Source organism: Pseudomonas sp. NFR09, from assembly GCF_900111535.1.
GTDB lineage: Bacteria > Pseudomonadota > Gammaproteobacteria > Pseudomonadales > Pseudomonadaceae > Aquipseudomonas > Aquipseudomonas extremorientalis.
The window spans coordinates 283,461-308,143 of record NZ_FOIH01000004.1; the positions used below are offsets into that span (position 1 = coordinate 283,461).

Annotated in this window: 25 protein-coding genes; 14 read left to right on the forward strand and 11 right to left on the reverse strand. The window is 61.6% G+C overall.

From position 1 onward, the window contains the following. The first annotated feature begins 107 nt into the window (after nt 1-107). The 4 genes from BMX59_RS11640 to ntrC all read left to right on the forward strand — a co-directional run bounded on the left by BMX59_RS11640 (nt 108) and on the right by ntrC (nt 3,961). Nucleotides 108-644: a chorismate mutase gene (locus BMX59_RS11640; RefSeq protein ID WP_093121447.1), complete on the forward strand. Its 537-nt coding sequence runs from the start codon at nt 108-110 to the stop codon at nt 642-644. A 77-nt stretch (nt 645-721) separates the two neighbouring features. Beyond that, complete coding sequence (locus BMX59_RS11645; protein ID WP_092246286.1) at nt 722-1,147, forward strand: cupin domain-containing protein; 426 nt, start codon at nt 722-724, stop codon at nt 1,145-1,147. 295 nt (nt 1,148-1,442) lie between these two features. Beyond that, nucleotides 1,443-2,528, forward strand: coding sequence for a nitrogen regulation protein NR(II) (gene glnL, locus BMX59_RS11650; protein WP_056860661.1), 1,086 nt, complete (start codon nt 1,443-1,445; stop codon nt 2,526-2,528). Then, nucleotides 2,525-3,961: a nitrogen regulation protein NR(I) gene (gene ntrC, locus BMX59_RS11655; RefSeq protein WP_058423720.1), complete on the forward strand. Its 1,437-nt coding sequence runs from the start codon at nt 2,525-2,527 to the stop codon at nt 3,959-3,961. Before glnL ends, ntrC begins: the two co-directional genes overlap by 4 nt. Nucleotides 3,962-4,432: 471 nt before the next feature. Here the strand turns inward: ntrC and BMX59_RS11665 are convergent, their stop codons facing one another. After that, nucleotides 4,433-4,873: a hypothetical protein gene (locus tag BMX59_RS11665; RefSeq protein WP_093121454.1), complete on the reverse strand. Its 441-nt coding sequence runs from the start codon at nt 4,871-4,873 to the stop codon at nt 4,433-4,435. Here BMX59_RS11665 and BMX59_RS11670 point away from each other — a divergent pair. Then, nucleotides 4,872-5,327, forward strand: a complete 456-nt coding sequence (locus BMX59_RS11670) for a tRNA (cytidine(34)-2'-O)-methyltransferase (RefSeq protein ID WP_003171120.1) — start codon at nt 4,872-4,874, stop codon at nt 5,325-5,327. The two genes, BMX59_RS11665 and BMX59_RS11670, sit on opposite strands and share 2 nt — an antisense overlap. Before the next feature lie 126 nt (nt 5,328-5,453). Here BMX59_RS11670 and secB read toward each other — a convergent pair whose 3' ends face one another. Genes secB through BMX59_RS11685 form a run of 3 tightly spaced genes read right to left on the reverse strand, consistent with a single transcriptional unit; the run spans nt 5,454 to nt 6,644 of the window. Next, entirely contained in the window at nt 5,454-5,933 is a 480-nt protein-coding gene (gene secB / locus BMX59_RS11675; protein WP_010213875.1) for a protein-export chaperone SecB, read from the reverse strand. A gap of 41 nt (nt 5,934-5,974) precedes the next feature. Next, entirely contained in the window at nt 5,975-6,229 is a 255-nt protein-coding gene (grxC, locus tag BMX59_RS11680; RefSeq protein WP_033896917.1) for a glutaredoxin 3, read from the reverse strand. Nucleotide 6,230: 1 nt separating this feature from the next. Next, the gene (locus BMX59_RS11685; protein ID WP_010213877.1) at nt 6,231-6,644 is read right to left on the reverse strand and encodes a rhodanese-like domain-containing protein; all 414 of its coding nucleotides are present in this window, start codon (nt 6,642-6,644) and stop codon (nt 6,231-6,233) included. Between the two features lie 151 nt (nt 6,645-6,795). Here BMX59_RS11685 and gpmI point away from each other — a divergent pair, with 151 nt between their 5' ends. From gpmI to BMX59_RS11715, 6 genes are all read left to right on the forward strand, one after another. Next, nucleotides 6,796-8,322 carry a 2,3-bisphosphoglycerate-independent phosphoglycerate mutase gene (gene gpmI, locus BMX59_RS11690; protein ID WP_071492418.1) on the forward strand — a complete coding sequence of 509 codons (1,527 nt, stop codon included), beginning with the start codon at nt 6,796-6,798 and terminating at the stop codon, nt 8,320-8,322. 257 nt (nt 8,323-8,579) lie between these two features. Continuing rightward, nucleotides 8,580-9,875 carry a murein hydrolase activator EnvC family protein gene (locus tag BMX59_RS11695; protein WP_092246283.1) on the forward strand — a complete coding sequence of 432 codons (1,296 nt, stop codon included), beginning with the start codon at nt 8,580-8,582 and terminating at the stop codon, nt 9,873-9,875. A 30-nt stretch (nt 9,876-9,905) separates the two neighbouring features. Next, a complete protein-coding gene (locus tag BMX59_RS11700) occupies nt 9,906-11,219 on the forward strand; it encodes a S41 family peptidase (protein ID WP_093121460.1) in 1,314 nt (437 codons plus the stop codon). A 1-nt stretch (nt 11,220) separates the two neighbouring features. Continuing rightward, entirely contained in the window at nt 11,221-11,991 is a 771-nt protein-coding gene (locus BMX59_RS11705) for a divergent polysaccharide deacetylase family protein (protein WP_092246280.1), read from the forward strand. 70 nt (nt 11,992-12,061) lie between these two features. Further along, complete coding sequence (locus tag BMX59_RS11710) at nt 12,062-13,645, forward strand: trypsin-like serine protease (RefSeq protein ID WP_093121466.1); 1,584 nt, start codon at nt 12,062-12,064, stop codon at nt 13,643-13,645. Between the two features lie 58 nt (nt 13,646-13,703). Then, nucleotides 13,704-14,999 (forward strand): Vps62-related protein, encoded by a 1,296-nt coding sequence (locus BMX59_RS11715; RefSeq protein ID WP_093121470.1) that lies wholly within the window; start codon nt 13,704-13,706, stop codon nt 14,997-14,999. On the opposite strand, the gene BMX59_RS11720 is transcribed toward BMX59_RS11715, so the two are convergent. The 7 genes from BMX59_RS11720 to BMX59_RS11750 all read right to left on the reverse strand — a co-directional run bounded on the left by BMX59_RS11720 (nt 14,952) and on the right by BMX59_RS11750 (nt 20,788). Beyond that, nucleotides 14,952-15,707, reverse strand: a complete 756-nt coding sequence (locus BMX59_RS11720; RefSeq protein WP_092246272.1) for a substrate-binding periplasmic protein — start codon at nt 15,705-15,707, stop codon at nt 14,952-14,954. The genes BMX59_RS11715 and BMX59_RS11720 overlap by 48 nt on opposite strands. 66 nt (nt 15,708-15,773) lie before the next feature. Further along, nucleotides 15,774-16,544, reverse strand: a complete 771-nt coding sequence (hisF, locus tag BMX59_RS11725) for an imidazole glycerol phosphate synthase subunit HisF (RefSeq protein WP_003171107.1) — start codon at nt 16,542-16,544, stop codon at nt 15,774-15,776. Nucleotides 16,545-16,553: 9 nt separating this feature from the next. Next, entirely contained in the window at nt 16,554-17,291 is a 738-nt protein-coding gene (hisA, locus tag BMX59_RS11730; protein ID WP_093121475.1) for a 1-(5-phosphoribosyl)-5-[(5-phosphoribosylamino)methylideneamino]imidazole-4-carboxamide isomerase, read from the reverse strand. Nucleotides 17,292-17,330: 39 nt separating this feature from the next. Beyond that, on the reverse strand, nt 17,331-17,588 hold the full coding sequence (locus BMX59_RS11735; protein WP_071492426.1) for a DUF2164 domain-containing protein: 258 nt from the start codon (nt 17,586-17,588) through the stop codon (nt 17,331-17,333). After that, the gene (hisH, locus tag BMX59_RS11740; protein ID WP_071492427.1) at nt 17,588-18,226 is read right to left on the reverse strand and encodes an imidazole glycerol phosphate synthase subunit HisH; all 639 of its coding nucleotides are present in this window, start codon (nt 18,224-18,226) and stop codon (nt 17,588-17,590) included. The genes BMX59_RS11735 and hisH overlap by 1 nt, the downstream gene beginning before the upstream one ends. After that, nucleotides 18,226-18,819, reverse strand: coding sequence for an imidazoleglycerol-phosphate dehydratase HisB (gene hisB / locus BMX59_RS11745; protein ID WP_017849940.1), 594 nt, complete (start codon nt 18,817-18,819; stop codon nt 18,226-18,228). The genes hisH and hisB overlap by 1 nt, the downstream gene beginning before the upstream one ends. A 307-nt stretch (nt 18,820-19,126) precedes the next feature. Next, entirely contained in the window at nt 19,127-20,788 is a 1,662-nt protein-coding gene (locus tag BMX59_RS11750; protein WP_071492428.1) for an OFA family MFS transporter, read from the reverse strand. 325 nt (nt 20,789-21,113) lie between these two features. Here BMX59_RS11750 and BMX59_RS11755 point away from each other — a divergent pair, with 325 nt between their 5' ends. The 3 genes from BMX59_RS11755 to BMX59_RS11765 are packed head-to-tail and all read left to right on the forward strand — an operon-like array spanning nt 21,114 to nt 24,657. Further along, nucleotides 21,114-23,324 carry an AsmA family protein gene (locus BMX59_RS11755; protein WP_093121478.1) on the forward strand — a complete coding sequence of 737 codons (2,211 nt, stop codon included), beginning with the start codon at nt 21,114-21,116 and terminating at the stop codon, nt 23,322-23,324. Continuing rightward, a complete protein-coding gene (gene mutY, locus BMX59_RS11760) occupies nt 23,321-24,388 on the forward strand; it encodes an A/G-specific adenine glycosylase (protein ID WP_093121482.1) in 1,068 nt (355 codons plus the stop codon). Before BMX59_RS11755 ends, mutY begins: the two co-directional genes overlap by 4 nt. Beyond that, entirely contained in the window at nt 24,385-24,657 is a 273-nt protein-coding gene (locus BMX59_RS11765) for an oxidative damage protection protein (protein WP_028615361.1), read from the forward strand. The genes mutY and BMX59_RS11765 overlap by 4 nt, the downstream gene beginning before the upstream one ends. Nucleotides 24,658-24,683 lie beyond the last annotated feature (26 nt).

Genomic DNA, 24,683 nt, shown 5'->3' on the forward strand with positions numbered 1-24,683 from the left:
GGATTCTCGCGTAACTATAAGGTAGCCTCTGACTGACGCTGCTGTAGACCTGCAAACCCAATCAAAAAGGTGGGAAGGGGCTTACCCCTCCCACAAGGAGATCTTCATTGAAACATAGACTTGTGTTCGCCCTGTTGTTCGCAAGTGCCAGTGCCAGTGCCGCGCCGCCCACCCTGGAGCCGCTGCTCAACAGCATCGCCGAACGCCTGGAGATCGCCGACCAGGTAGCCCTGAGCAAATGGGACAGCCACAAGCCGGTAGAGGACAAAAAGCGCGAACAAGAAGTGATCGCCAGCGTCGTCGCCCAGGCACCGAGCTACAAATTGGCGCCTGCCGCCGTCGAGCAGTTTTTCTCGGCGCAGATCGAGGCGAACAAACTGGTGCAGTACACCCACCTCTCCGACTGGCAATTCCAGGGCAAGGCACCTGACGATCCGCGCCCCGACCTGGTGAAACAGATCCGCCCGCAGTTGGACGAATTGCAAAAACGCCTGCTGCAGCAATTGGCTGACTTCACCCCGCAGCGCACCGATCCACAGTGCCCACAATGGCTGGCCGAAGCCGTGCATGAGCCGCTGAACGATCCGTTGCGTCAGCTGGCGATGATCCGCGCCACGGCCGAACTGTGCACTGGACCTACTTGATTTGAGGACCCGTCCTGCATCTTCACCGAGGCCGGCAGCCATAGCCTGACTGTTCATTTATCGAACAGGATGGAACCATGATCACCCTCAAGTGCTGGATTGCAGCAGCGGTGGGTTTGTCGTTGCTTGGCTGCGGCACCCACCCAAAGAACGCCGTACACATCGAAAAAGAGGTGTTGCTTGAACGCAGCGCGTCATGGGATGGCACACCTTACAAAGCCTACCCCTCAGGTCCGCCGCAACTGACGCTCATACGCCTCAAGATCCCTGCGCACACGCAATTGCCCTGGCACACTCACCCAATGCCAAATGCCGCCTACATCGTTTCGGGAGAGCTGACCGTTGAAACCCGTAAGAGCGGGCTGACGCGCACCTTGAGGCAAGGGCAAACCCTTGCCGAGATGGTAGGCATTGAGCATCGCGGTATTACCGGCAACACTCCGGTCGAGCTGCTGGTCTTTTACGCGGGCCGTCCGGGCATGCCACTTTCCGAACAACACTGATCCATCCCCCACTCCGGATCGTTTTCACCGCGCCCTGAAAACGATCCACTCGCCACTTCCTGAACAACCTTCACAAAACCGCACTATATTGGTGCGATAGGCTGCACCCTTCCCACTTGCCCAGCCCATTTTGGTTCGAAACTTCCCGTGCAAGCTGGCAGAACGCCACAGTTTCGCGCCTGAAACACCCATTTCAGGGCTTTCACGCTTCTTTTCGGAGCCTTGGTTTGGTTTTTGCATTTTCCATGTATCAGCGTGTGCCTCAAGCCCGCGCCTTGCTCCAAAAGAGGTCCTGATGACCATCAGCGATGCACTGCACCGTTTGCTACTCGACAACCTGACCACCGCGACCATCCTGCTCAATGACGACTTGCGTCTTGAGTACATGAATCCGGCGGCGGAGATGCTCCTGGCCATCAGCGGCCAGCGCAGCCATGGGCAGTTCATCAGCGAATTGTTCACCGAGTCGGCCGAAGCCCTGAGTTCGTTGCGCCAGGCGGTGGAGCAGGCACACCCGTTCACCAAACGCGAAGCGATGCTCACCGCCCTCACCGGCCAGACGCTGACCGTCGACTATGCCGTGACCCCCATCCTGAGCAACGGCGCGACGTTGCTGCTGCTGGAAGTACACCCGCGCGATCGCCTGCTGCGCATCACCAAGGAGGAAGCGCAGCTGTCCAAGCAGGAAACCAGCAAGATGCTGGTGCGCGGCCTGGCCCATGAGATCAAGAACCCACTGGGCGGCATTCGCGGCGCAGCGCAGTTGCTGGCCCGTGAGCTGCCGGAAGAACACCTCAAGGACTACACCAACGTCATCATCGAGGAGGCCGATCGCCTGCGTAACCTGGTGGACCGCATGCTCGGCTCCAACAAGTTGCCGTCACTGGCGATGACCAACGTGCACGAAGTGCTCGAGCGCGTCTGCCAGTTGGTGGAAGCCGAAAGCCAGGGCTGCATCACCCTGGTGCGTGACTACGATCCGAGCATTCCCGACGTATTGATCGACCGCGAACAGATGATCCAGGCAGTGCTCAACATCGTGCGCAATGCCATGCAGGCCATCAGCAGCCAGAATGAGCTGCGCCTGGGTCGCATCAGCCTGCGCACCCGCGCCCTGCGCCAGTTCACCATCGGCCACGTGCGCCATCGCCTGGTGACCAAGGTCGAAATCATCGACAACGGCCCGGGTATTCCTGCGGAACTCCAGGAAACCATTTTCTTTCCCATGGTCAGCGGCCGCCCGGACGGTACCGGGCTGGGCCTGGCCATCACCCAGAACATCATCAGCCAGCACCAGGGTCTGATCGAATGTGAAAGCCATCCCGGCCACACCACGTTCTCGATCTTTCTGCCTCTGGAACAAGGAGCCCCATCGACATGAGCCGTAGTGAAACTGTCTGGATCGTCGATGACGACCGTTCTATCCGCTGGGTCCTCGAGAAAGCCTTGCAACAGGAAGGCATGACCACCCAGAGCTTCGACAGCGCCGACGGGGTGATGAGCCGCCTGGCGCGCCAGCAGCCCGATGTGATCATCTCCGACATCCGCATGCCCGGCGCCAGTGGCCTGGACTTGCTGGCGCGGATTCGCGAGCAGCACCCGCGCCTGCCAGTGATCATCATGACCGCGCACTCGGACCTGGACAGCGCTGTCGCGTCCTACCAGGGCGGTGCCTTTGAGTACCTGCCCAAGCCGTTCGACGTGGACGAGGCGGTGGCACTGGTCAAGCGCGCCAACCAGCACGCCCAGGAACAGCAGAACCAGGAAGCCCCACCGGCCCTGACCCGCACCCCGGAAATCATCGGCGAAGCGCCGGCGATGCAAGAAGTGTTTCGCGCCATCGGGCGCTTGAGCCACTCCAACATCACCGTGCTGATCAACGGCGAATCCGGCACCGGTAAAGAGCTTGTCGCTCATGCACTGCACCGCCACAGCCCACGGGCGGCCTCGCCGTTCATCGCGCTGAACATGGCGGCGATTCCCAAGGACTTGATGGAATCCGAGCTGTTCGGCCATGAAAAAGGCGCGTTCACCGGCGCAGCCAACCTGCGGCGCGGGCGTTTTGAACAAGCTGACGGCGGCACCTTGTTCCTCGATGAAATCGGCGACATGCCGGCCGATACCCAGACCCGCCTGCTGCGGGTACTGGCTGACGGTGAGTTCTATCGCGTTGGCGGGCACACGCCGGTCAAGGTCGACGTACGCATCATTGCGGCAACCCACCAGAACCTGGAAACCCTGGTACACGCCGGCAAATTCCGTGAGGACTTGTTCCATCGCCTCAACGTGATCCGTATCCACATTCCACGCATGTCGGACCGTCGCGAAGACATCCCGACCCTCGCCCGTCACTTCCTCAGCCGCGCCGCCCAGGAGCTGGCCGTCGAGCCGAAACTGCTGAAAAGCGAGACCGAGGAGTACCTGAAGAACCTGCCGTGGCCGGGCAACGTGCGCCAGCTGGAGAACACCTGCCGCTGGATCACCGTGATGGCGTCCGGGCGCGAAGTGCATATCAGCGACCTGCCACCGGAGCTGCTGAGCCTGCCGCAAGACTCTGCACCGGTAACCAACTGGGAGCAGGCGCTGCGCCAGTGGGCCGACCAGGCCCTGGCACGCGGCCAGTCGAGCCTGCTGGACAGCGCTGTGCCGGCCTTTGAGCGGATCATGATCGAGACCGCCTTGAAACACACCGCCGGTCGCCGTCGCGATGCCGCCGTGTTGCTGGGCTGGGGCCGCAATACCCTGACGCGCAAGATCAAGGAACTGGGGATGAAGGTCGACGGTGGGGATGATGACGAGGGTGATGAAACCTGAATCTCGGATCCACTCAAGACCCAATGTGGGAGGGGGCTTGCCCCTCCCACATTTGGACCTCTACAAGGTTCCAGCACCGTGCACCGCTTCAATGCACCATGAACCGGCATCGAGCATGGATCTGGTAGCGAAGGCCAGAGCCTCACTCAATAGAACCCTCGAGCCGAAAACACCAAAGCCCCGTATTCCGGGGCTTTGCGCTTTCTGGCGTAATTTTTTGGCACACATTGCGAATTTTGGCACGCGCCCTGCAATAACCCTGGTACTACCCAGTTTCGGGGACCTTGGTACAGGCAGGCCGAGAATCCCCTCTTTACACCCGGGGTGCTTGATGCGAATCGCGTCGCGCTCCACACCGCTTTGGGGAACCTCGGTACAGGCAGGCCGGGGATTCCCTCTTTAACACCGAAGCTTTGCAAGCTTCACCCCGTTTTGGGAGCCCTGGTACAGGCAGGCCGGGAACTCCCTCTTTTATTCCTCCTGGAGATGGATCTCCAGCCGCCAACGGCCATCGGCCTTCTCGCCCTTCCACTCCCCACGCAACGGTCGCGCCGCCACCAGGTTCAGCAGCAGGCCGCCATCGGTCTTGCGTATGCGCCAGTTCACGTCCTTGTCATTGACCTTGAGCCGTCCACTCGCGGCCTTGCCCTGGGCGTCGAACAACAGCGCCACAGTGCCGTCGACGTGCTCGCCGTGCAACTTGGGTTCGCCGTTGAACCACACCACCACGCCGTCCCTCGCGGTCTCGACCTGTTGCAGTTCGACCGGCTCCGGGGTGGTCAGGCGACCGATCATCAGGCCGACCATCATGCCGACAATCGCCAAAGAGCCCATGACCCTCGGCATAAGCTTCGGCCTCGGGTCCTCTTCGAGGGTAGAATGCAGCGCATCTTTGCCTTCGGAGCCGTGCATGTTTCACGTCATCCTTTTTCAACCAGAAATTCCGCCGAATACCGGCAACGTTATCAGGCTGTGCGCCAACAGTGGCTGCCACCTGCATTTGATCGAACCGCTGGGCTTCGACATGGACGACAAGCGCCTGCGCCGTGCCGGGCTGGATTACCACGAGTACGCCACGCTCAAACGCCACGCCGACCTGGCCAGTTGCCTGGAAAGCCTGGGCCACCCACGGCTGTTCGCGTTCACCACCAAGGGGTCGCGGCCGTTCCATGATGCCAGCTTTGCCGAGGGCGATGCGTTCCTGTTCGGCCCGGAAAGCCGGGGCCTGCCGGCCGAGGTGCTCGACGCCCTGCCCGACGGCCATCGCCTGCGTTTGCCGATGCGCGAGGGCTGCCGCAGCCTGAACCTGTCCAACACCGTGGCCGTCGCCGTCTACGAAGGCTGGCGCCAGCTCGGCTTCAAATAACACACATAACAAATGTGGGAGGGGGCTTGCCCCCGATGACGGAGTGTCAGTCGACATCTATGTGACTGATCCACCGCTATCGGGGGCAAGCCCCCTCCCACATGGGGTCCTGCACCGGGTTCGAGATTACTGAACCGTCGACGAACCTTCCTGTTGCATGCGCTGCAGCTCTTGCGCGTACAGGGCATCGAAGTTCACCGGAGCCAGCATCAGCGCAGGGAACGAGCCACGGGTGACCAGGCTGTCCAGGGTCTCACGGGCATACGGGAACAGGATGTTCGGGCAGAACGCGCCCAGGGTGTGACTCATGGACGCTTCGTCCAGGCCCTGGATCAGGAAGATACCGGCCTGTTGCACTTCAGCGATGAAGGCCACTTCTTCGCCATTCTTGACGGTCACGGACAGGGTCAGCACGACTTCGTGGAAGTCGCCTTCCAGTGCCTTCTGGCGGGTGTTCAGGTCCAGCGCAACGCTTGGCGTCCATTCCTGACGGAAGATGGCCGGGCTTTTCGGCGCTTCGAACGACAGGTCACGCACGTAGATGCGCTGCAGCGAGAACTGTGGCGCTTGGGCTTCTGCAGCTTCGGTGTTCTGTTGGTCAGTCATCGCAGATCCTTGTGATCTTGAGGTCTTTTAGGGTTTAGGAGTCAGACGAGCAGCAGCGCATCCAGTTTACCGGCGCGCTCCAGGGCGAACAGGTCGTCGCAGCCACCGATGTGCCTGGCGCCGATCCAGATCTGCGGCACGGACGTGCGCCCCGCCTTCTGGGCCATTTCGGCGCGCACTTGCGGTTTGCCGTCGACCTTGATTTCTTCGAAGGCAACACCCTTCTTCTCAAGCAGGGCCTTGGCCCGCATGCAGTAAGGGCACCAATCGCTGGAATACACGACAACCTGGCTCATATCACTTCACCAGCGGCAGGTTATCGGCGCGCCAGCTGCTGATGCCACCGGACAACTTGGCGGCGGTGAAACCGGTCTTGAGCATTTCGCGGGCGTGGGTGCCGGCGTGCTGGCCTTGGGCGTCGACCAGGATGATGGTCTTGGCCTTGTGCTTTTCCAGCTCGGCCAGGCGCGCGATCAGCTTGTCCTGAGGAATGTTCAGGGCGCCGACGATGTGACCGGTGGCGAAATCCTTGGCCGGACGAATGTCCACGACAACGGCCTCATCCTTGTTGACCAGCGCGGTCAGCTCCGCCGTGCTCAGGCTGCGGCCACCGCGGCTCAATTCATGAGCGATCAGCAGCGCCAGCAGGATAACGAAGGCACCCACGAGCAGGTAGTGGGCAGTGGCAAATGCAATCAGGTGATCAACCATCAAGGAGGTTCCAGGGCGTTAAAATGGCGGTAAGTATACACAGCCGCCAGGGGGGGCCAACCCCCGTAAAGCGGTGACGTGGTCGGAACTTCGCTTTAAACTGCCACTCCCTTTTCAATTGTCTTCCTTTATTACCGCCGCGAGAGGATCTATGACTACTACGCCTAAACCTTTGGTCCTGATAATTCTCGATGGCTTCGGACACAGTGAAAGCCACCACGACAACGCGGTATACGCGGCCAACAAGCCTGTCCTCGACCGCCTGACCGCCACCGTACCCAACGGCCTCATCTCCGGCTCGGGCATGGACGTGGGCCTGCCGGACGGCCAGATGGGCAACTCGGAAGTCGGCCACATGAACCTCGGCGCCGGACGAGTGGTGTATCAAGACTTCACACGCGTGACCAAAGCGATCCGCGATGGCGAGTTCTTCGAGAACCCGACGATTTGCGCGGCGGTCGATAAAGCAGTGGCTGCCGGCAAGGCCGTGCACTTCATGGGCCTGTTGTCCGATGGCGGCGTCCACAGCCACCAGGACCACCTGGTCGCCATGGCCGAACTGGCCTTCAAGCGCGGCGCCGACAAGATCTACCTGCATGCCTTCCTCGACGGCCGCGACACCCCGCCGAAAAGCGCGCAATCGTCCATCGAACTGCTCGACACCACCTTCGCCGCCCTCGGCAAGGGCCGCATCGCCAGCCTGGTGGGCCGTTACTTCGCCATGGACCGTGACAACCGCTGGGACCGCGTCTCCCAGGCTTACAACCTGATCGTCGACGGCCAGGCCGAATTCAACGCCGCCACCGCCCAGGAAGGCCTGGAAGCCGCCTACGCCCGTGGCGAAAGCGACGAGTTTGTCAAAGCCACCACCATCGGCGAGCCAGTGAAGGTCGAAGACGGCGACGCCGTGGTGTTCATGAACTTCCGCGCCGACCGCGCCCGTGAGCTCAGCCGTGTGTTTGTCGAAGACGGCTTCAAGGAATTCGAGCGCGCCCGCCAGCCAAAAGTGCAGTACGTGGGCCTGACCCAATACGCCGCCAGCATCCCGGCCCCCGCCGCCTTTGCCCCGGGCAGCCTGGACAACGTGCTGGGCGATTACCTGGCAAAAAATGGCAAGACCCAGCTACGCATTGCCGAAACCGAAAAATACGCCCACGTAACCTTCTTCTTCTCCGGTGGTCGCGAAGAGCCGTTCCCGGGTGAAGAGCGCATCCTGATCCCATCACCAAAGGTCGCCACCTACGACCTGCAGCCGGAGATGAGCGCGCCGGAAGTCACCGACAAGATCGTCGACGCCATCGACCACCAGCGTTACGACGTGATCGTAGTCAACTACGCCAACGGCGACATGGTGGGCCACAGCGGCAACCTGGAAGCTGCGACCAAGGCCGTGGAATGCCTGGACCTGTGCGTCGGCCGTATCGTCGACGCCCTGGAAAAGGTGGGCGGCGAAGCGCTGATCACGGCCGATCACGGCAACTGCGAGCAGATGTCCGACGAATCCACCGGCCAGGCCCACACTGCTCACACGACCGAACCGGTGCCGTTCATCTACGTCGGCAAGCGTGATTTCAAGGTGCGTAGCGGTGGCGTGCTGGCGGATGTGGCGCCGACCATGCTGATGCTGATGGGGCTGGAGAAGCCGGTGGAGATGACCGGGACTTCGATTCTGATTTGATTTCAACCACACCGCGCAACAGTGTGGGAGGGGGCTTGCCCCCGATAGCAGTGGATCAGCCAGCACCTATTGAGCTGACACACTGCAATCGGGGGCAAGCCCCCTCCCACATTGGATCTGCGGTGTTTGGAACATGTCTTTTTGCCATACCACTGCCACTCGGCACCTATCTTGCGCTACAGCCCGAATTGGGCGTTTTTTTTGCCGCGCTTGGCGGGCATACTAGGCCGTCCATTTCCCTGGTGTCGCCCGCCTCTATGCTTCGCGCCTTGATTACCCTTGCTCTTGTCTGCCTGCTCCAACCGGCGTTTGCCGACGAGCGCGCACAAACCCAACAACAGTTGGACGCTACGCGTCAGGACATTACCGAGCTGAAGAAACTGCTCGGCAAGCTCCAGGAAGAGAAATCCGGAGTGCAGAAAGACCTGCGCGGTACGGAAACCGAGATGGGCAAGCTGGAGAAGCAGGTCCAGGAGCTACAAAAAGAATTAAAGAAGAGCGAGTCGGAACTGGAGCGACTCGACGCTGAGAAAAAAAAACTCCAGAGCGCACGCGTTGAACAGCAACGCCTGATCGCGATCCAGGCCCGTGCCGCCTACCAGAACGGCCGCCAGGAATACCTCAAGCTGCTGCTCAACCAGCAGAACCCCGAGAAATTCGCGCGCACCCTCACCTACTACGACTACCTGAGCAAAGCCCGGCTGGAGCAACTTAAAAGCTTCAACGAAACCCTGCGCCAGTTGGTCAACGTCGAACAGGAGATCGCCAACCAGCAGTCGCAGCTGGAAGACCAGAAAAGCGCCCTCAACGCCCAGCGCGACGAGCTGGACAAGGTTCGCAAGGAGCGCCAACTGGCCCTGGCCAAACTCAATGAGGATGTGAAGGCCCGCGACGCCAAGCTCCAGGCCCGCGAGCAGGACCAGGCCGACTTGGCCAAAGTGCTTAAAACCATCGAGGAAACCCTGGCACGCCAGGCACGCGAGGCCGAAGAAGCGCGACAGAAAGCGCTGATCGCCCAGCAGGAAGCCGAAAAAAAGCGCCAGCGTGAGGCCGAGCTGGCCGCCACTACGGATGCGCCAGCACCGCGTAAACCGGCGCATGCAGCGCCTGGCCCGCTGGTTTCCAGCGCCGGTGAGTCGTTCGGTGGGCCTTTTGCTTCGGCCCGCGGCAAACTTCCATGGCCAGTTGATGGTCGATTACTGGCACGCTTCGGGGAAACCCGTGGCGATGACACCCGCGCCAAGTGGGATGGGGTGATGATCAGCGCCTCCGCCGGCAGCCAGGTCCACGCCGTTCATGGCGGGCGTGTGGTGTTTGCCGATTGGCTGCGGGGCGCCGGTTTGCTGGTGATTCTCGACCACGGCAATGGCTATTTGAGCCTTTACGGCCACAATCAGACATTACTCAAGTCGGCAGGTGATGTTGTAAAAGCCGGTGAATCCATCTCCACTGTGGGTAACAGTGGTGGCCAGGACACTCCGGCGCTGTACTTCGCTATTCGTCAGCAGGGTCGCCCGAGCGATCCCGCACAATGGTGCCGCTCCCAAGGATAGGGGCGCATCTACATTAGGAGTTCGTTCGACATGCTGCATTTGTCCCGCCTCACTTCGCTGGCCCTGACGATCGCCCTGGTGATCGGCGCGCCTCTGGCATCCGCCGACCAGGCTGCCCCGGCCAGCACGGCCGCGACCACCAAGGCGCCGCTGCCGCTGGACGAGCTGCGCACCTTTGCCGAGGTCATGGACCGGATCAAGGCCGCTTATGTCGAACCTGTAGACGACAAGACCCTGCTGGAAAATGCCATCAAGGGCATGCTCAGCAACCTCGACCCGCACTCCGCCTACCTGGGACCGGAAGATTTTGCCGAGCTGCAGGAAAGCACCAGCGGCGAATTCGGCGGCCTGGGCATCGAAGTCGGCTCCGAAGACGGCAACATCAAGGTCGTCTCGCCGATCGACGACACCCCGGCGTCCAAGGCCGGCATCCAGGCCGGCGACTTCATCGTCAAGATCAACGGCCAGCCGACCCGTGGCCAGACCATGACTGAAGCCGTCGACAAGATGCGCGGCAAGATCGGCCAGAAAATCACCCTGACCCTGGTACGCGACGGCGGCAACCCGTTCGACGTGACGCTGACCCGGGCGACCATTGTGGTCAAGAGCGTGAAGAGCCAGCTGCTGGAGTCGGGCTACGGCTACATCCGCATCACCCAATTCCAGGTCAAGACCGGCGACGAAGTGGCCAAGGCCCTGGCCAAGCTGCGCAAGGACAACGGCAAGAAGCTCAGCGGTATCGTGCTCGACCTGCGCAACAACCCGGGCGGCGTGCTGCAGTCGGCAGTGGAAGTGGTCGACCACTTCATCACCAAGGGCCTGATCGTGTACACCAAGGGCCGCATTGCCAACTCCGAACTGCGCTTCTCGGCAACGGGCAACGACCTCAGCGAAAACGTCCCGTTGGCCGTGCTGATCAACGGCGGCAGCGCCTCGGCGTCGGAGATCGTCGCCGGCGCCCTGCAAGACCAGAAGCGCGGCGTGCTGATGGGTACCACCAGTTTCGGCAAAGGCTCGGTGCAAACCGTGTTGCCGCTGAACAACGAACGTGCGCTGAAGATCACCACGGCGCTGTACTACACGCCAAATGGTCGCTCGATCCAGGCCCAGGGCATCGTGCCCGACATCGAGGTGCGCAAAGCCAAGATCACCAACGAGATCGACAGCGAGTACTACAAAGAAGCGGACCTGCAAGGCCATCTGGGCAATGGCAACGGCGGCGCCGACCAGCCCACCGGCAGCGGCAGCGGCAAGAAAGCCAAGCCGATGCCACAGGACGATGACTACCAACTGGCCCAGGCGCTGAGCCTGCTCAAGGGCTTGAGCATTACGCGCAGCCGTTGATATGCGTTTTGCCCTGATCATCGCCGTGCTGTGCAGCCTGGCCGGAGTCGCCCATGCGACCCCGGCCAACGAGCCCAACAAAGCCTACCTGACCCTTATCATCGACGACCTCGGGCAAAATCTGCCCAGGGATCGTCGCGTGCTGGCCCTGCCCGGGCCGGTGACCACGGCGATCATGCCCGACACGCCCCATGCCGCCGAATTCGCCCGCGAAGCCCACAAGGCCGGCAAGATCGTGATCCTGCACATGCCCATGGACCCGGCCACCGGCCCGTTCGCCTGGCACCCGGAGTTGCCCATCGAGGAACTCGGCAGGCGCCTGGACGCTGCCTTCAAGGCAGTGCCCTACACCGCGGGCATCAACAACCACATGGGCAGCCGCATGACCGCGCAGCCCGAGGCCATGGCCTGGTTGATGGGCGAACTGCAACGGCGCAACAAATTCTTTGTCGACAGCCGCACCAGCGCCAAGACAGTCGCCGCCGCCGAGGCGCAGAAGATCGGCCTGGCCAGCGTCTCGCGGGACGTGTTCCTGGACGACGAACGCACCGAAGCGGCAATCACCACGCAGCTGCAGAGCGCAATCAAACTGGCGCACAAACAGGGTTCGGCGGTGATGATCGGCCATCCCTACCCGCAAACCCTGGCGGTGCTGGAGCGCGAGCTGCCCAAGCTCAAGGCCCAGGGCGTGGAGTGGATCGATATCAAGTTGATGATCAGCGTGCGCAGTAACCAGGCAATGGCCGGCCATGGCAAGAATGGCAAGTACTAGATAGCTACCGTACTGCCCAGCTGACATTCCTGAATAGTCGAACCTTGCGCTCACTCTTTCAGGACATGCCATGAACACGCTCCACCACTTGATTTCGGGGCTGCTGCTCTGCAGCCTTTCCAACCTGCTTATCGCGGCACCAAGGGACTATGGTGAAGGCCTTGCCAACGCCAGCCCGCCCAGAATGCTCGCCAATGCGCAGCATCAGCACGCCCATTGGACTGGCGTCGGTCGCATCCGCAATGAAGCCCAGGCCCTCTGCACCGCCTCCCTACTGGACACCCGCGACGACGCAGGCAAGTCCGGCCCGGCCTATGTGCTCACCAGCAGCCACTGCCTTCATCGCCATAACGGCGGGGTACAAAAAGACCTGGATATCAAAGGCAACATCAGCTTCAACTACTTCGACGACACGCTGGAGAGCCTCAAGACCTTTCCGTTGAAAACCCTGAAATGGAGCAGTAGCCAGGGAGTGGACCTGGCGATCGTCGAGCTGAAAGCTTCGCTTGCCGATTTGCTGAAGGCAGGCATCGCCCCTTTGAAACTGGCCGAAGCGGTCCCCGCCGACGGGGTCGATATCCTCGCGCTGGCTGCACCGGAATGGGACACCCTGCATCTCTCCGCCTGCGCGCAGCAAGCCTCGCGCGAACTGGTGGAACAGCCGTTCGTGTGGCGGGTGACCATGAAAAACCAATGCCAGGGTATCGGCCGCGGCGGCTTCGGCGGGCCACTGCTGGAGCGGGCGACTAATACGCTCTTCGGCATTCTCAGCACCAGCACTTCAGGCCAGACCGAAGAACGCAAATGCCAAAGGGACGCGCCCTGCGAGGTCAACAACGGTATGCCCACCTGGCACTCCGAAACGAACTACGGCAGCCCGGTGACGTTCCTCAACCGGTGCTTTGTCGAAGGCGTTCTGAAAGCCGACAGTGAACACTGCGAACTCTTCCCGACCACCACCATTTCCTTTCGGCACCCGGACCCCATCCAGCAATACTTCGTCAAGCGACCCGACGGCACACACAAGGATATCGTGCCGCGCTGGAACCTTTCCTTCACGACCAACACTGCGCTCTATCGCTACAAAACCACTCGGCGCGCCATTGATTGCGAAAAACCGGAGCTTTACAGCACCCCGATCAAGGCGCAGGACGCGTACGTGAATGACGCCATCGGACCGGAAACCGGTATGCACATGCTGTGTATCGTCGGCTTGGATTCCGAGGAACAACAGGCGACCAACGGCATGATGAAAAATGCCCTGACCCTGGCGGTGGAACTGGCCGAACCCGGGCCGGCACGCACGCCGAACTTGAGCATCAGCCTGGATAAACAGGGGCTGGCGGCCTACACCGTGATCTGGAAGCTCGCGCCGCCATTCATGCATCGCTACTCCTACAAGTTCGGCCCGGCCACCACGACCGATTGCCTCAGGCCAGTCGATTACCTGGCCTTTCCGCCCCCTCCCGTGGAGGAGGAGGAGGACGAACCTATCGAGATATTTTCCACGCTCAATGACTCCCCCAGCACGCGAACAGAGCAGTACGCACGGCTGATCACCGTTCGGGACAGACCCTACAAGATCTGCACCTACGCCTACGACCAGGCTGACCAACCCTCAGCACTGCGCGTGGACTTGCTCAAACCCCGCTAACCGGTCCGGCTCGACCACATCGAGAGACAGAACCATTCCATCCACAAGGAGTACCCCCATGGAACCCATCCAAGTCAAAGACCTGCTGATCAACTTCACTTCGGAGTTCACCCCACTCTGGAACGACCAAGGCTCGGGCGCCAAAAAGTCGGCCAGCTTTTGGCGCCCGAGCACCAGTGCCGATCACTTGATCTCGTTCTCCTCATTGGGAGATGTCGCTCACCCGAGCCATGACAATTTGAATCATCGCAAGACCGTCGTTGTTGTCAGCGAAGCCAACAAAACCAACGGCACCGCACTTCGCCAACCGAAAGACTTCATAGAAGTCTGGAACAGTCGCGGCACAGGCGCCAACGCTGATATTTCCATCTGGCAGCCGGTCCCGCCTGATGGCTATGTGGCCCTGGGTACCGTATGCGGCGTGGGCTATCAACGGCCTTCGCTGAACACCGTGCGCTGTGTGCGGGCTGACCTGGCCGTGCCGGCTTACGTTGCCGATCACATCTGGAATGACAAAGGCAGTCGCGGCCAAATCGACTTCAGTGCCTGGGACGTCATGCCGCCGACCGCTCATCCTGGAGAGGCTTACCTGGCACCAGGGACATTTTTCGGGGTGCGGGGCTATGCAAAGCCGGAAGCGCCCGGGTTAGCGCATGCCTTGCATATCCCCCTGACCGAGGTGGCGGGGCACGAGCTCCCGGCCCCGCCCGCACCGTCTGCAGACGGGCAACCTTCAACCCTGGACGCCGAAGAGTCCTTGCATGTCTGCCAACTCCCCTGGTTTCTAGTCTCCGACCCGGAGCTGCCAGCCGACGAGCAACCCTTGCGGTCCCCCTTCTACAGGCTGCAAAGACGCGACAAGTACGTACTGGTCGATGTGGCGCGCAACCCAACGACCACCAGCCAGACCTTCAAATGGACGATTACCAAAGGCTCGCCCGGTTTCGCAGCCAACTTCCTCAAGTGGGCCACGGGTGTCGACATGACCGAGGCATGGACAGGCCATTCTCTCAGAACCAACCCGAAAAGCTCGGTAAGGCTGGGCAGTGCATTCACTCACTCGAGCGTTTCGTCCAAAGGCTGGACCGCCCCGCAAACCACCGACATCGCTGCATATGTCCCGGCCCACAAGACCGTGGCAGCCTATGTGGTCGAAAGCGAGTACACATTGCTGCGCAGGGATGCCAGCCCCCTGGCAACATCAGTGACCTACACCAATACCGAGCAGGTGTATTTCAGTGAGGCAAATACCACCGATTCCGTAGAGGCCGAGCGCCCGCAGCCCGTGCCCGCAAAGGAGCCGCCACTAGAGGTAACGCCCCATGATGTCAGCCACGACCCCCTCGTCTCGTAACTGATCCAACGCCGCTTGAAGCCTGCTCACTACTTCATCCGGCACCTGCTTGTTGAGCGCCAGGTACAGTTCGGCGCTGTTGAAACGCAGGATTGTCTTGAGCCCGGAGACCCCGATCTGGCGCGCCAGATAACGCCCGGCGGGGTCGCCGGTGGCCCACAGGTCGATCTGGCCATCCAGCAGCTTTTGCGCGTTGTCCTGGTCGCGCAGCACGACGACCGGGTTGAGTCCCTGCTTTTCCAGGGTCTCGGCGATGGCATCGCCCTTGTAGGCACCGATCCTGTAGCGGCGCGCGTGCTCAAGGTCGTTCAGCTGGATCTTGCTGTCGGCCTTGGCCAACAGCACCCAATCGTCCGGACCGATGGGGCCGACCCATTTGAACAGCGCCTCCCGGTCCGGCAGGCGCGCCATCACGAACACGCCGTAGCCTGGTTTCTCCAGGGCGAGCTTGTAGATGCGCTCCCAGGGGAAACGCAGGGTGAGATTGTAGGAAATGCCCGCACGCTTGAAGGTTTCGCGCACGATGTCCACGGCGATGCCTTCGATGTTCTCGTCCTTGGCGAAGTTCTTGCCGTTTTTCGCCATGTTGTAGGGCGGGAAGTTTTCCGTCAGCAACACCAGGGAGGCGTCGGACGGTTCCTCGGCGCGGGCCGGAACGGTCAACAGGAGGGACGTACTGGCAAGGGCGAGCAGCAGGTGCTTGAACATGAAAGTTACCGGAATCCATGGCAAGCGCAGAGAGTGCCTCTGGCCTGCCATGGTGTCCAGCAGCGTTTAGCGAACGACGATACCGCGCGCCGCCATGTAGGCCTTGGCCTCGGGAACGGTGTATTCGCCAAAGTGGAAAATACTCGCCGCCAGTACCGCGCTGGCGTGGCCTTCGATCACGCCGTCGGCCAGGTGCTGCAGGTTGCCGACGCCGCCGGAAGCGATCACCGGGATGCCCAGCGCATCGCTGATGGCCCGGGTCACGCCCAGGTCGAAGCCGTTTTTCATGCCGTCCTGGTCCATGCTGGTCAGCAGGATTTCACCGGCACCCAGGCCTTCCATCTTCATCGCCCACTCCACCGCGTCCAGGCCGGTCGGCTTGCGACCGCCGTGGGTGAAGATCTCCCAGCGCGGGGTTTCGCCCGGGCCGGAGACTTTCTTGGCGTCGATGGCGACCACGATACATTGCGAGCCGAAGTGCTGTGCGGCCTCGCCCACGAACTCCGGGTTGAACACCGCCGCCGTGTTGATCGAAACCTTGTCCGCGCCGGCATTGAGCAGGTTGCGGATGTCTTGCACAGTGCGCACGCCACCGCCCACGGTCAGCGGGATGAAGACCTGGCTGGCCATGCGCTCGACGGTATGCAACGTGGTATCGCGGCCGTCGACACTGGCGGTGATGTCGAGAAAGGTAATCTCGTCGGCACCTTGCTCATCGTAGCGGCGGGCAATTTCCACCGGGTCACCGGCGTCGCGGATGTTCTCGAACTTGACGCCCTTGACCACGCGACCGTTGTCGACGTCCAGGCAAGGGATGATGCGTTTGGCCAGCGCCATGGTCAGTCCTCAGCCGTTGTAGGCATCGCAGTAAGCCTGGGCTTCAGCGACGTCCAGGGTCCCTTCGTAGATCGCACGGCCGGTGATGGCGCCGATGATGCCGGGCGCCTTGGCGTCCAGCAGCGACTTGATGTCGCCCAGGTTGTGGATGCCGCCGGAAGCGATCACCGGGATCTTCGTGGCGGCCGCCAGCGCAGCGGTGAATGGCACGTTGCAGCCCTGCATCATGCCGTCTTTGGCGATGTCGGTATAAACGATGGCGGAGACGCCGTCGGCTTCAAACTGCCTGGCCAGGTCTATCACCTGCACCGTGCTGATTTCAGCCCAGCCGTCGGTGGCGACGAAACCGTCCTTGGCGTCCAGGCCCACGATCAATTTGCCCGGGAACGCGCGGCAGGCTTCGGCGACGAACGCCGGGTCTTTCACCGCCTTGGTGCCGATGATCACGTAGCTCACGCCGGCCTTGACGTAGTGCTCGATGGTTTCCAGGGAGCGGATACCGCCACCGATCTGGATCGGCAGGTTCGGGTAACGCTTGGCAATGGCGGTGACCACTTCACCGTTCACCGGCTGGCCTTCGAAGGCGCCGTTCAAGTCCACCAGATGCAGACGACGGCAGCCCCCTTCCACCCATTTGGCGGCCATGCTCACCGGGTCATCGGAGAACACGGTGGAGTCTTCCATGCGGCCTTGGCGCAGACGTACGCAGGCACCGTCCTTGAGATCGATAGCGGGGATAATCAGCATCTGGCAAACCTTATTCGATATTCAGCAATGCTTGGGAAATCAGGGTTTCTCAAGCGACCACAGGTCGCTTTCGATGCTTTCGAACCTTTCTTTAAGGAGCGTCTGCGCGTCGAAAATCGCCCTGTTGTAATAGTGCGGAGCCACTTCGGTGGTGAACAGTTCGAGGATCTCGGCGACCTCGAACGACCCCAGCTTGAGCTCGAAGCGATCTTCCATGAAACGCTTGATCTTGAGGGTAGCCTCACTCTCCTGTTCAGGCGTGAGGTTCAAGACCGGCTGCTTCGGCTTCCTGGCCATTACCAGCGCCCGTCCCAGGCGGCGAAGTTCTGCAGCAATTGCAGGCCATGGGTATGGCTCTTCTCCGGGTGGAACTGCACGGCAAACCGCGAGCCTTCGGCCAGTGCAGCGGCGAAGTCGACGCCGTAGTGCCCGCCACCCACCACCTGGCCCGGCTTACCGGCGGCAATGTAGTAGCTGTGCACGAAGTAGAAGCGCGCCATGTCCGGAATGTCGTGCCACAGCGGGTGATCCACCGCCTGGCTGACTTCGTTCCAGCCCATGTGCGGGACTTTCAGGTGAGCGCCGTCTTCATGCAGGTCTTTGCCGAAGAACTTCACTTGCCCAGGGAACAGGCCGATGCAGTCGACGCCCTCATTCTCTTCACTGCGGTCGAGCAAGGCTTGCATGCCCACGCAGATGCCGAGGAAGGGACGGTCCTGGCTGACTTCGCGCACCAGGCTGTCAAAGCCCAGGCGGCGAATCTCGGCCATGCAATCGCGAATCGCGCCGACGCCGGGAAACACCACGCGATCGGCTTCGCGAATCACGTTGGCATCGCTGGTGATCAGTACCTTGCCGGCCCCTACATGCTCGAGGGCCTTGGCCACCGAGTGCAGGTTACCCATGCCGTAATCGATAACCGCGACCGTCTGCATTACAGGACGCCCTTGGTCGAAGGCATTTGCCCGGCCATGCGCTCATCCAGCTCCACAGCCATGCGCAGGGCGCGGCCGAAAGCCTTGAACACGGTTTCGATCTGGTGGTGGGTGTTGGTGCCGCGCAGGTTGTCGATGTGCAGGCTGACAAGCGCGTGGTTGACGAAACCCTGGAAGAACTCCTGGAACAGGTCGACGTCGAAGCCGCCCACGGTGGCGCGGGTGTAGGGCACGTGCATCTGCAGGCCTGGACGGCCGGAGAAGTCGATGACCACACGCGACAGCGCTTCGTCCAGCGGGACATAGGCATGGCCGTAGCGACGGATGCCTTTCTTGTCGCCGATGGCCTTGGCAAACGCCTGGCCGAGGGTGATACCGACGTCTTCCACCGTGTGGTGGTCGTCGATATGCAGGTCGCCCTTGCTGACGATATCCAGGTCGATCAGCCCGTGACGGGCGATCTGGTCCAGCATGTGCTCAAGAAAAGGTACACCGATATCAAATCGGGCCTTTCCGGTGCCATCCAGGTTGATCGAGGCTTTGATCTGGGTTTCCAGAGTGTCGCGCTCGACGGACGCCTTACGTTCGGCCATCACCAGCTCCGCAAAATCATTGGGCGAAAAAGGCAGCCATTATAGGGGCGCGGGCGCCAAACAGAAACATCGGAGGGGATAAGACTGACGAGTTGGAGCGAGGAATGTCGGGGATAGACATGTGTATACATGTGGGTACCCGCTTATGTGGCGAGCGGGCTTGCCCCGCGTTGGGCTGCGAAGCAGCCCCAAAACTTACCGACGCGTTTTGACTGAAAAAACGCGTCGGTCTCATTGGGGGTCGCTTCGCGACCCGACGCGGGGCAAGCCCGCTCGCCACAAAAAGCGGGTCCCTACAGGTATTGCATCAGTGGAACAGGACAGCCGTCTTCTGCAGGGTCACCCACACACCCCACGCCAACGGAATACCCACCACCAGCCAGGCAGCGATCGCCAATGGCACGGTGCCCGGGGCTGCTTTCCACTCCAGGGAAGTGGTGGCATCCGCGCCTTTGTCATGGCCCAGCGCCTGTTCGGCGGCCAGTTCGGCGTCGGTCATGAAGTACTTGTCCGCCACCGGACGGACCAGCAGGTTGCAGATAAAGCCCAGCACCAGCAGGCCAGCGAGGATGTACAAGGTGATGTCATAGGCCGCAGCGCGTTCAACGCCGATGCTCAGTTGATACTCACGCAGGTAGTTCACCAACACCGGGCCCAACACGCCAGCCGCCGCCCAGGCGGTCAACAGGCGACCGTGGATCGCGCCGACCATTTGCGTACCGAACAGGTCGGCCAGGTAGGCCGGGACGGTCGCAAAACCACCACCGTACATCGACAGGATGATGCAGAACGCCGCCACGAACAGCGCCACGTTGCCCAGGTGCCCCAGGTTCGGGATTAGCGCGTACAGGGCAAAGCCCAGGGCGAAGAACACGAAGTAGGTGTTTTTACGGCCCAGGTAGTCGGAGAACGACGCCCAGAAGAACCGGCCACCGATGTTGAACAGGCTCAACAGGCCAGTGAAGCCCGCCGCAATGGCGGCGATGGAGGCCAGTTGACCGGCGTCCAGCTGGCCGAATGGCACATCCACACCCAGCAACTTGCCGCCGAACACTTCCTGCAGCAGGGGCGAAGCCATGCCGAGGATGCCGATACCGGCGGACACGTTCAGGCACAGCACCAGCCATACCAGGCGGAATTGCGGGGTTTTCCACGCCACGTTCACGTGTACGTGACGGTGGGTGATCATTGCATTGCTGGCTTTTTTCGCCGGCGCGGTCCAGCCTTCAGGCTTCCAGCCGGTCGGCGGGACGCGGTAGGACAAGGCGCCACCGATCATGAACACGAAGTAGATCGCGGCCATCACCAGGAAGCTCTGCCACACGCCCACGCTGGTGGGCGTAGCAAAGTGACCCATCAATGCCGCTGCCAACGGGGCACCCACCATCGCGCCACCGCCGAAGCCCATGATCGCCATGCCGGTGGCCATCCCGCGCTTGTCCGGGAACCACTTGATCAGGGTCGACACGGGCGAGATATAGCCCAGGCCCAGGCCGATACCGCCAATGACCCCGGAGCCGATCCACATCAGCCAGATCTGGTGGGTATAGATCCCCAACGCCGAAATCAACAGGCCGCCACACCAGCACAGCGCCGAAACAACGCCCGCCTTGCGTGGCCCGGCATGTTCCAGCCAGCCGCCCCAGATCGCTGCCGAGCAGCCCAGGAAGATGAAGAACAGCGTGTAGATCCAGCCCAGCATGGAGATGGGCCAGTCGCATTGGGACGAAAAGACTTGAGCGATAAAGCTCATGTCCGGCGCGCAGGCGACCGGTTTGGTGATACCCAGCGCTTTGGACAGTGGCAGCCAGAACACCGAGAACCCATAGGCCATGCCGATGCACAGGTGGATGGCCAAGGCGGCCGGCGGAACCAGCCAGCGGTTGAAGCCGGGCTTGGCGATAATGCGTTCCTTGGACAGGAACGCAGGCTGCGCGGCAGATGAAGCTGCCGCAGTGCTAGTGCTCATTGGTGTTTCCCCCAGTTGTTAGTATGTGTCCGTCAGGCGCTCTCTCCCTCGGCCTTGCACGCAAAGCGCGGCCGTTTTGTTGAGTGAAGCTCCGTTTTAGGCGCGACGTTAAGTCGCAGAAGGCGGACGAACATGCAGAGATTAGCATCTGTGGATGACAGAAAAACCAAACTGCCATCACCTTTTTCAGGAAATCTGCTTTGTTTGACGTCAAAAACCCGTTTCCCGGCCCCTGGATACAATGTAACGATCGGGGCACTGACGCAGGCCGTCGGGCGTTATACTCTGCGGCTAAATTTTGAAATCGACATACAAGGACTCGCCCATGAAAGCGTTCGGCAAAATCCTGGGTCTGGTACTTCTCGGGCTGTTGCTGATCATTGTGGCCCTGGGCTTTGCCCTGACCCACCTCTTCGATCCCAACGACTATAAAGATGAGATCCGCCAGATTGCCCGCGACAAGGCCCACATCGAGCTGACGCTCAATGGCGATATCGGCTGGAGCCTGTTCCCCTGGCTCGGGCTGGAACTGCACGAAGCCAGCGTGGCGACCCTGACCAACCCGACCAAACCGTTCGCCGACTTGCAGATGCTCGGCCTGTCGGTACGGGTTTTACCGCTGCTGCGTCGTGAAGTGCAGATGAGCGATGTGCGTGTCGAAGGCCTCAACCTGCGCCTGAACCGCGACAAACAAGGCCATGGCGATTGGGAAGACATCGGCAAGAGCGCCAATGAGCCGAGCGCCAGCGCACCCGCTGCCGCGGAACAGGCCGCCGAGCCCGAGCCGGAGAAACCCTCGAAACCTATCCGGCTGGACATCGACAGCCTGACCATCAACAACGCCCGCATCGAATACAACGACGAGCAGACCGGCAAGCAGTTCAGCGCCGAAAGCATCCAGCTGAGCGCCGGCGCCGTGCACGAAGGCGCCAGTATTCCGGTGAAGCTCACTGCCTTCTTCGGCACCAACCAGCCGGTGATGCGCGTCAAGACCGAACTCAACGGCAACCTGCGCATCCAGCGCGCCCTCAAGCGTTATCAGCTGGAAGACATGAAGATCACCGGCGAAGCCACGGGCGAACCGCTGCAAGGCAAGACCGTGACCTTCTCCACCCAGGGCCAACTGCTGGTGGACCAGGCGGCCAATATCGCCGAATGGACCAACCTGAAGCTCTCGGCCAACCAGTTGCGCGCCTTGGGCGAGCTTAAGGTCAACGACCTGGACAAGACCCCGCAGCTCAGCGGCGCCCTGTCCATTGCCCAGTTCGACCTGGCCAAGTTCCTCGACAGCGTCGGCCACCCCCTGCCACCGATCGCCGAGGGCAGCCTGAGCAAGGTCGAACTGGTCAGCCGCCTCAAGGGCACCCCGACCAGCCTGGCGCTGGAAGACCTGAACCTGAAACTCGACGGCAGCACCTTCACCGGTCGCCTGGCGGTGGACGATTTCGCCAAACAGTCGCTGCGTGTGCAGCTCAAGGGCGATACATTCAACGCCGACAACTACCTGCCGGCCAAGTCCGAATCCGCCAAGGGTGCAAGCGCCGCACGCCAGGCCGAGGTGCAGAACAGCGAAGCCGGTGCCATGGCCGCCGGCGGCACCACGCCATTGCCCGACGCCCCGACCAAGGGCGCCTGGAGCACCGACAAGCTGCTGCCATTGACGCGCCTGCGCACGCTGGACGTGGATGCCGACCTCGCCTTCGGTCAACTGACCCTGAGCAAATTGCCGATCCAGAATGCGGCGCTCAAAGCGTCCGGCCTCGACGGCCAACTCAAGCTCGACACCTTGAGCGGCGGTCTCTACAACGGCACCTTCCAGGCCAACGGCAGCCTCGATGTGCGCCAGGATATTCCGGTGCTGGCGTTGCAGAGCCGGATCAAGCAGGTGCCGGTCGAGCGCATCCTGCAGGCCCAGGGGCAGAACCCGCCGGTAAAAGGCCAGATCACCCTGGACAGCAACCTCACAGGCCGCGGCAACAGCCAGAAAGCCCTGATCGACAGCCTCAACGGCACCGCCAGTTTCGTGATCAACAACGGCGTGCTGCTCAACGCCAACCTTGAGCAACAACTGTGCACCGGCATTGCCCTGCTCAACCGCAAGACGCTGAGCAGCACGCCGCCAGGCAAGGACACGCCGTTCCAGGAGCTGAAAGGCAACCTGACCTTGCGTAACGGTGTAGCCAGCAACCCGGACCTGAAAGTGCGCATCCCGGGCCTGACCGTCAACGGTAACGGTGATGTGGACTTGCGCGTGCTGGGCATGGACTACCGCGTCGGCATCATTGTCGAGGGCGACCAGCGCGAAACGCCGGACCCTGCCTGCCAGGTCGGCTCCAACTTCCAGGGCATCGAAGTGCCGCTGCGCTGCCGTGGCCCGCTGGAGCTGGGCGCCAAGGCCTGCCGCCTGGACAAGGACGGCTTGACCCAGGTCGCCATCAAGGCGGCCGGCAACAAGCTCAGCGACAAGCTGGAAGAGAAGCTCGACAAGGTGAACCCGCAGTTGAAAGATGCATTGAAGGGCCTGTTCAAGCGATGAGAAACGAGCAGTTTTCAGAGGCCGTGCTCAATTGGTACGACCGCCACGGTCGCCATGACCTGCCCTGGCAACAGGGCATCACGCCTTATCGGGTGTGGGTCTCGGAGATCATGCTGCAGCAGACCCAGGTCAGCACGGTGCTCAATTACTTCGACCGCTTCATGGCGTCATTGCCAACGGTCGAAGCCTTGGCCGCCGCGCCGGAAGATGAAGTGCTGCACCTGTGGACCGGCCTGGGTTACTACACCCGGGCGCGCAACCTGCAAAAGACCGCGAAGATTGTCGTGGCCGAGTACGGTGGCGAGTTTCCCAGGGATGTCGAAAAGCTCACCGAGCTGCCCGGTATCGGCCTGTCCACCGCCGGCGCGATTGCCAGCCTGAGCATGGGCCTGCGTGCGCCGATCCTCGACGGCAACGTCAAGCGTGTGCTGGCGCGGTTTACCGCACAGGAGGGCTACCCCGGCGAACCCAAGGTGGCCAAGCAGCTGTGGGCCACCGCAGAGCGCTTCACGCCCCAGACCCGCGTCAACGCCTACACCCAGGCGATGATGGACATGGGCGCCACCCTCTGCACCCGCAGCAAACCCAGCTGCCTGCTGTGCCCGCTGGAAAAACATTGCGAAGCCCACATGCTCGGCCTGGAGACGCGCTATCCGATCCCCAAGCCGCGCAAGACCATCCCGCAAAAGCGCACGCTGATGCCGATGCTGGCGAATGCCGACGGCGCGATCCTGCTTTACCGTCGCCCTTCCACCGGGCTGTGGGGCGGCCTGTGGAGTTTGCCGGAGCTGGATGACCTGCAAGACCTGGAACACCTGGCCCACCAGCATGCGCTGGAACTGGGCAACCAACAGGCGCTGCCGGGGTTGATCCACACCTTCAGCCACTTCCAGCTCGCCATCGAACCCTGGTTGATCCAGGTCGAGGAAACCGCCCATCACGTGGCCGAGGCCGACTGGCTCTGGTATAACCTCGCCACCCCGCCGCGCCTGGGCCTTGCCGCCCCGGTAAAAAAACTACTGAAACGCGCGGCCGACGTATTGAATGCAGGAGTGTCGTCATGACCCGCACCATCATGTGCCGCAAGTACAAAGAAGAATTGCCCGGCCTGGAACGCCCTCCGTATCCAGGCGCCAAGGGCCAGGACATTTTCGAACATGTCTCGGCCAAAGCCTGGGGCGACTGGTTGAAACACCAGACCCTGCTGATCAACGAAAAACGCCTGAACATGATGAACGCCGAAGATCGCAAATACCTGGCGGGCGAGATGGACAAGTTCTTTTCCGGCGAGGAATACGCCAAGGCCGACGGCTACGTGCCGCCTGCTCAATAATTGATCAAAAACCGGGGCCGGCACGT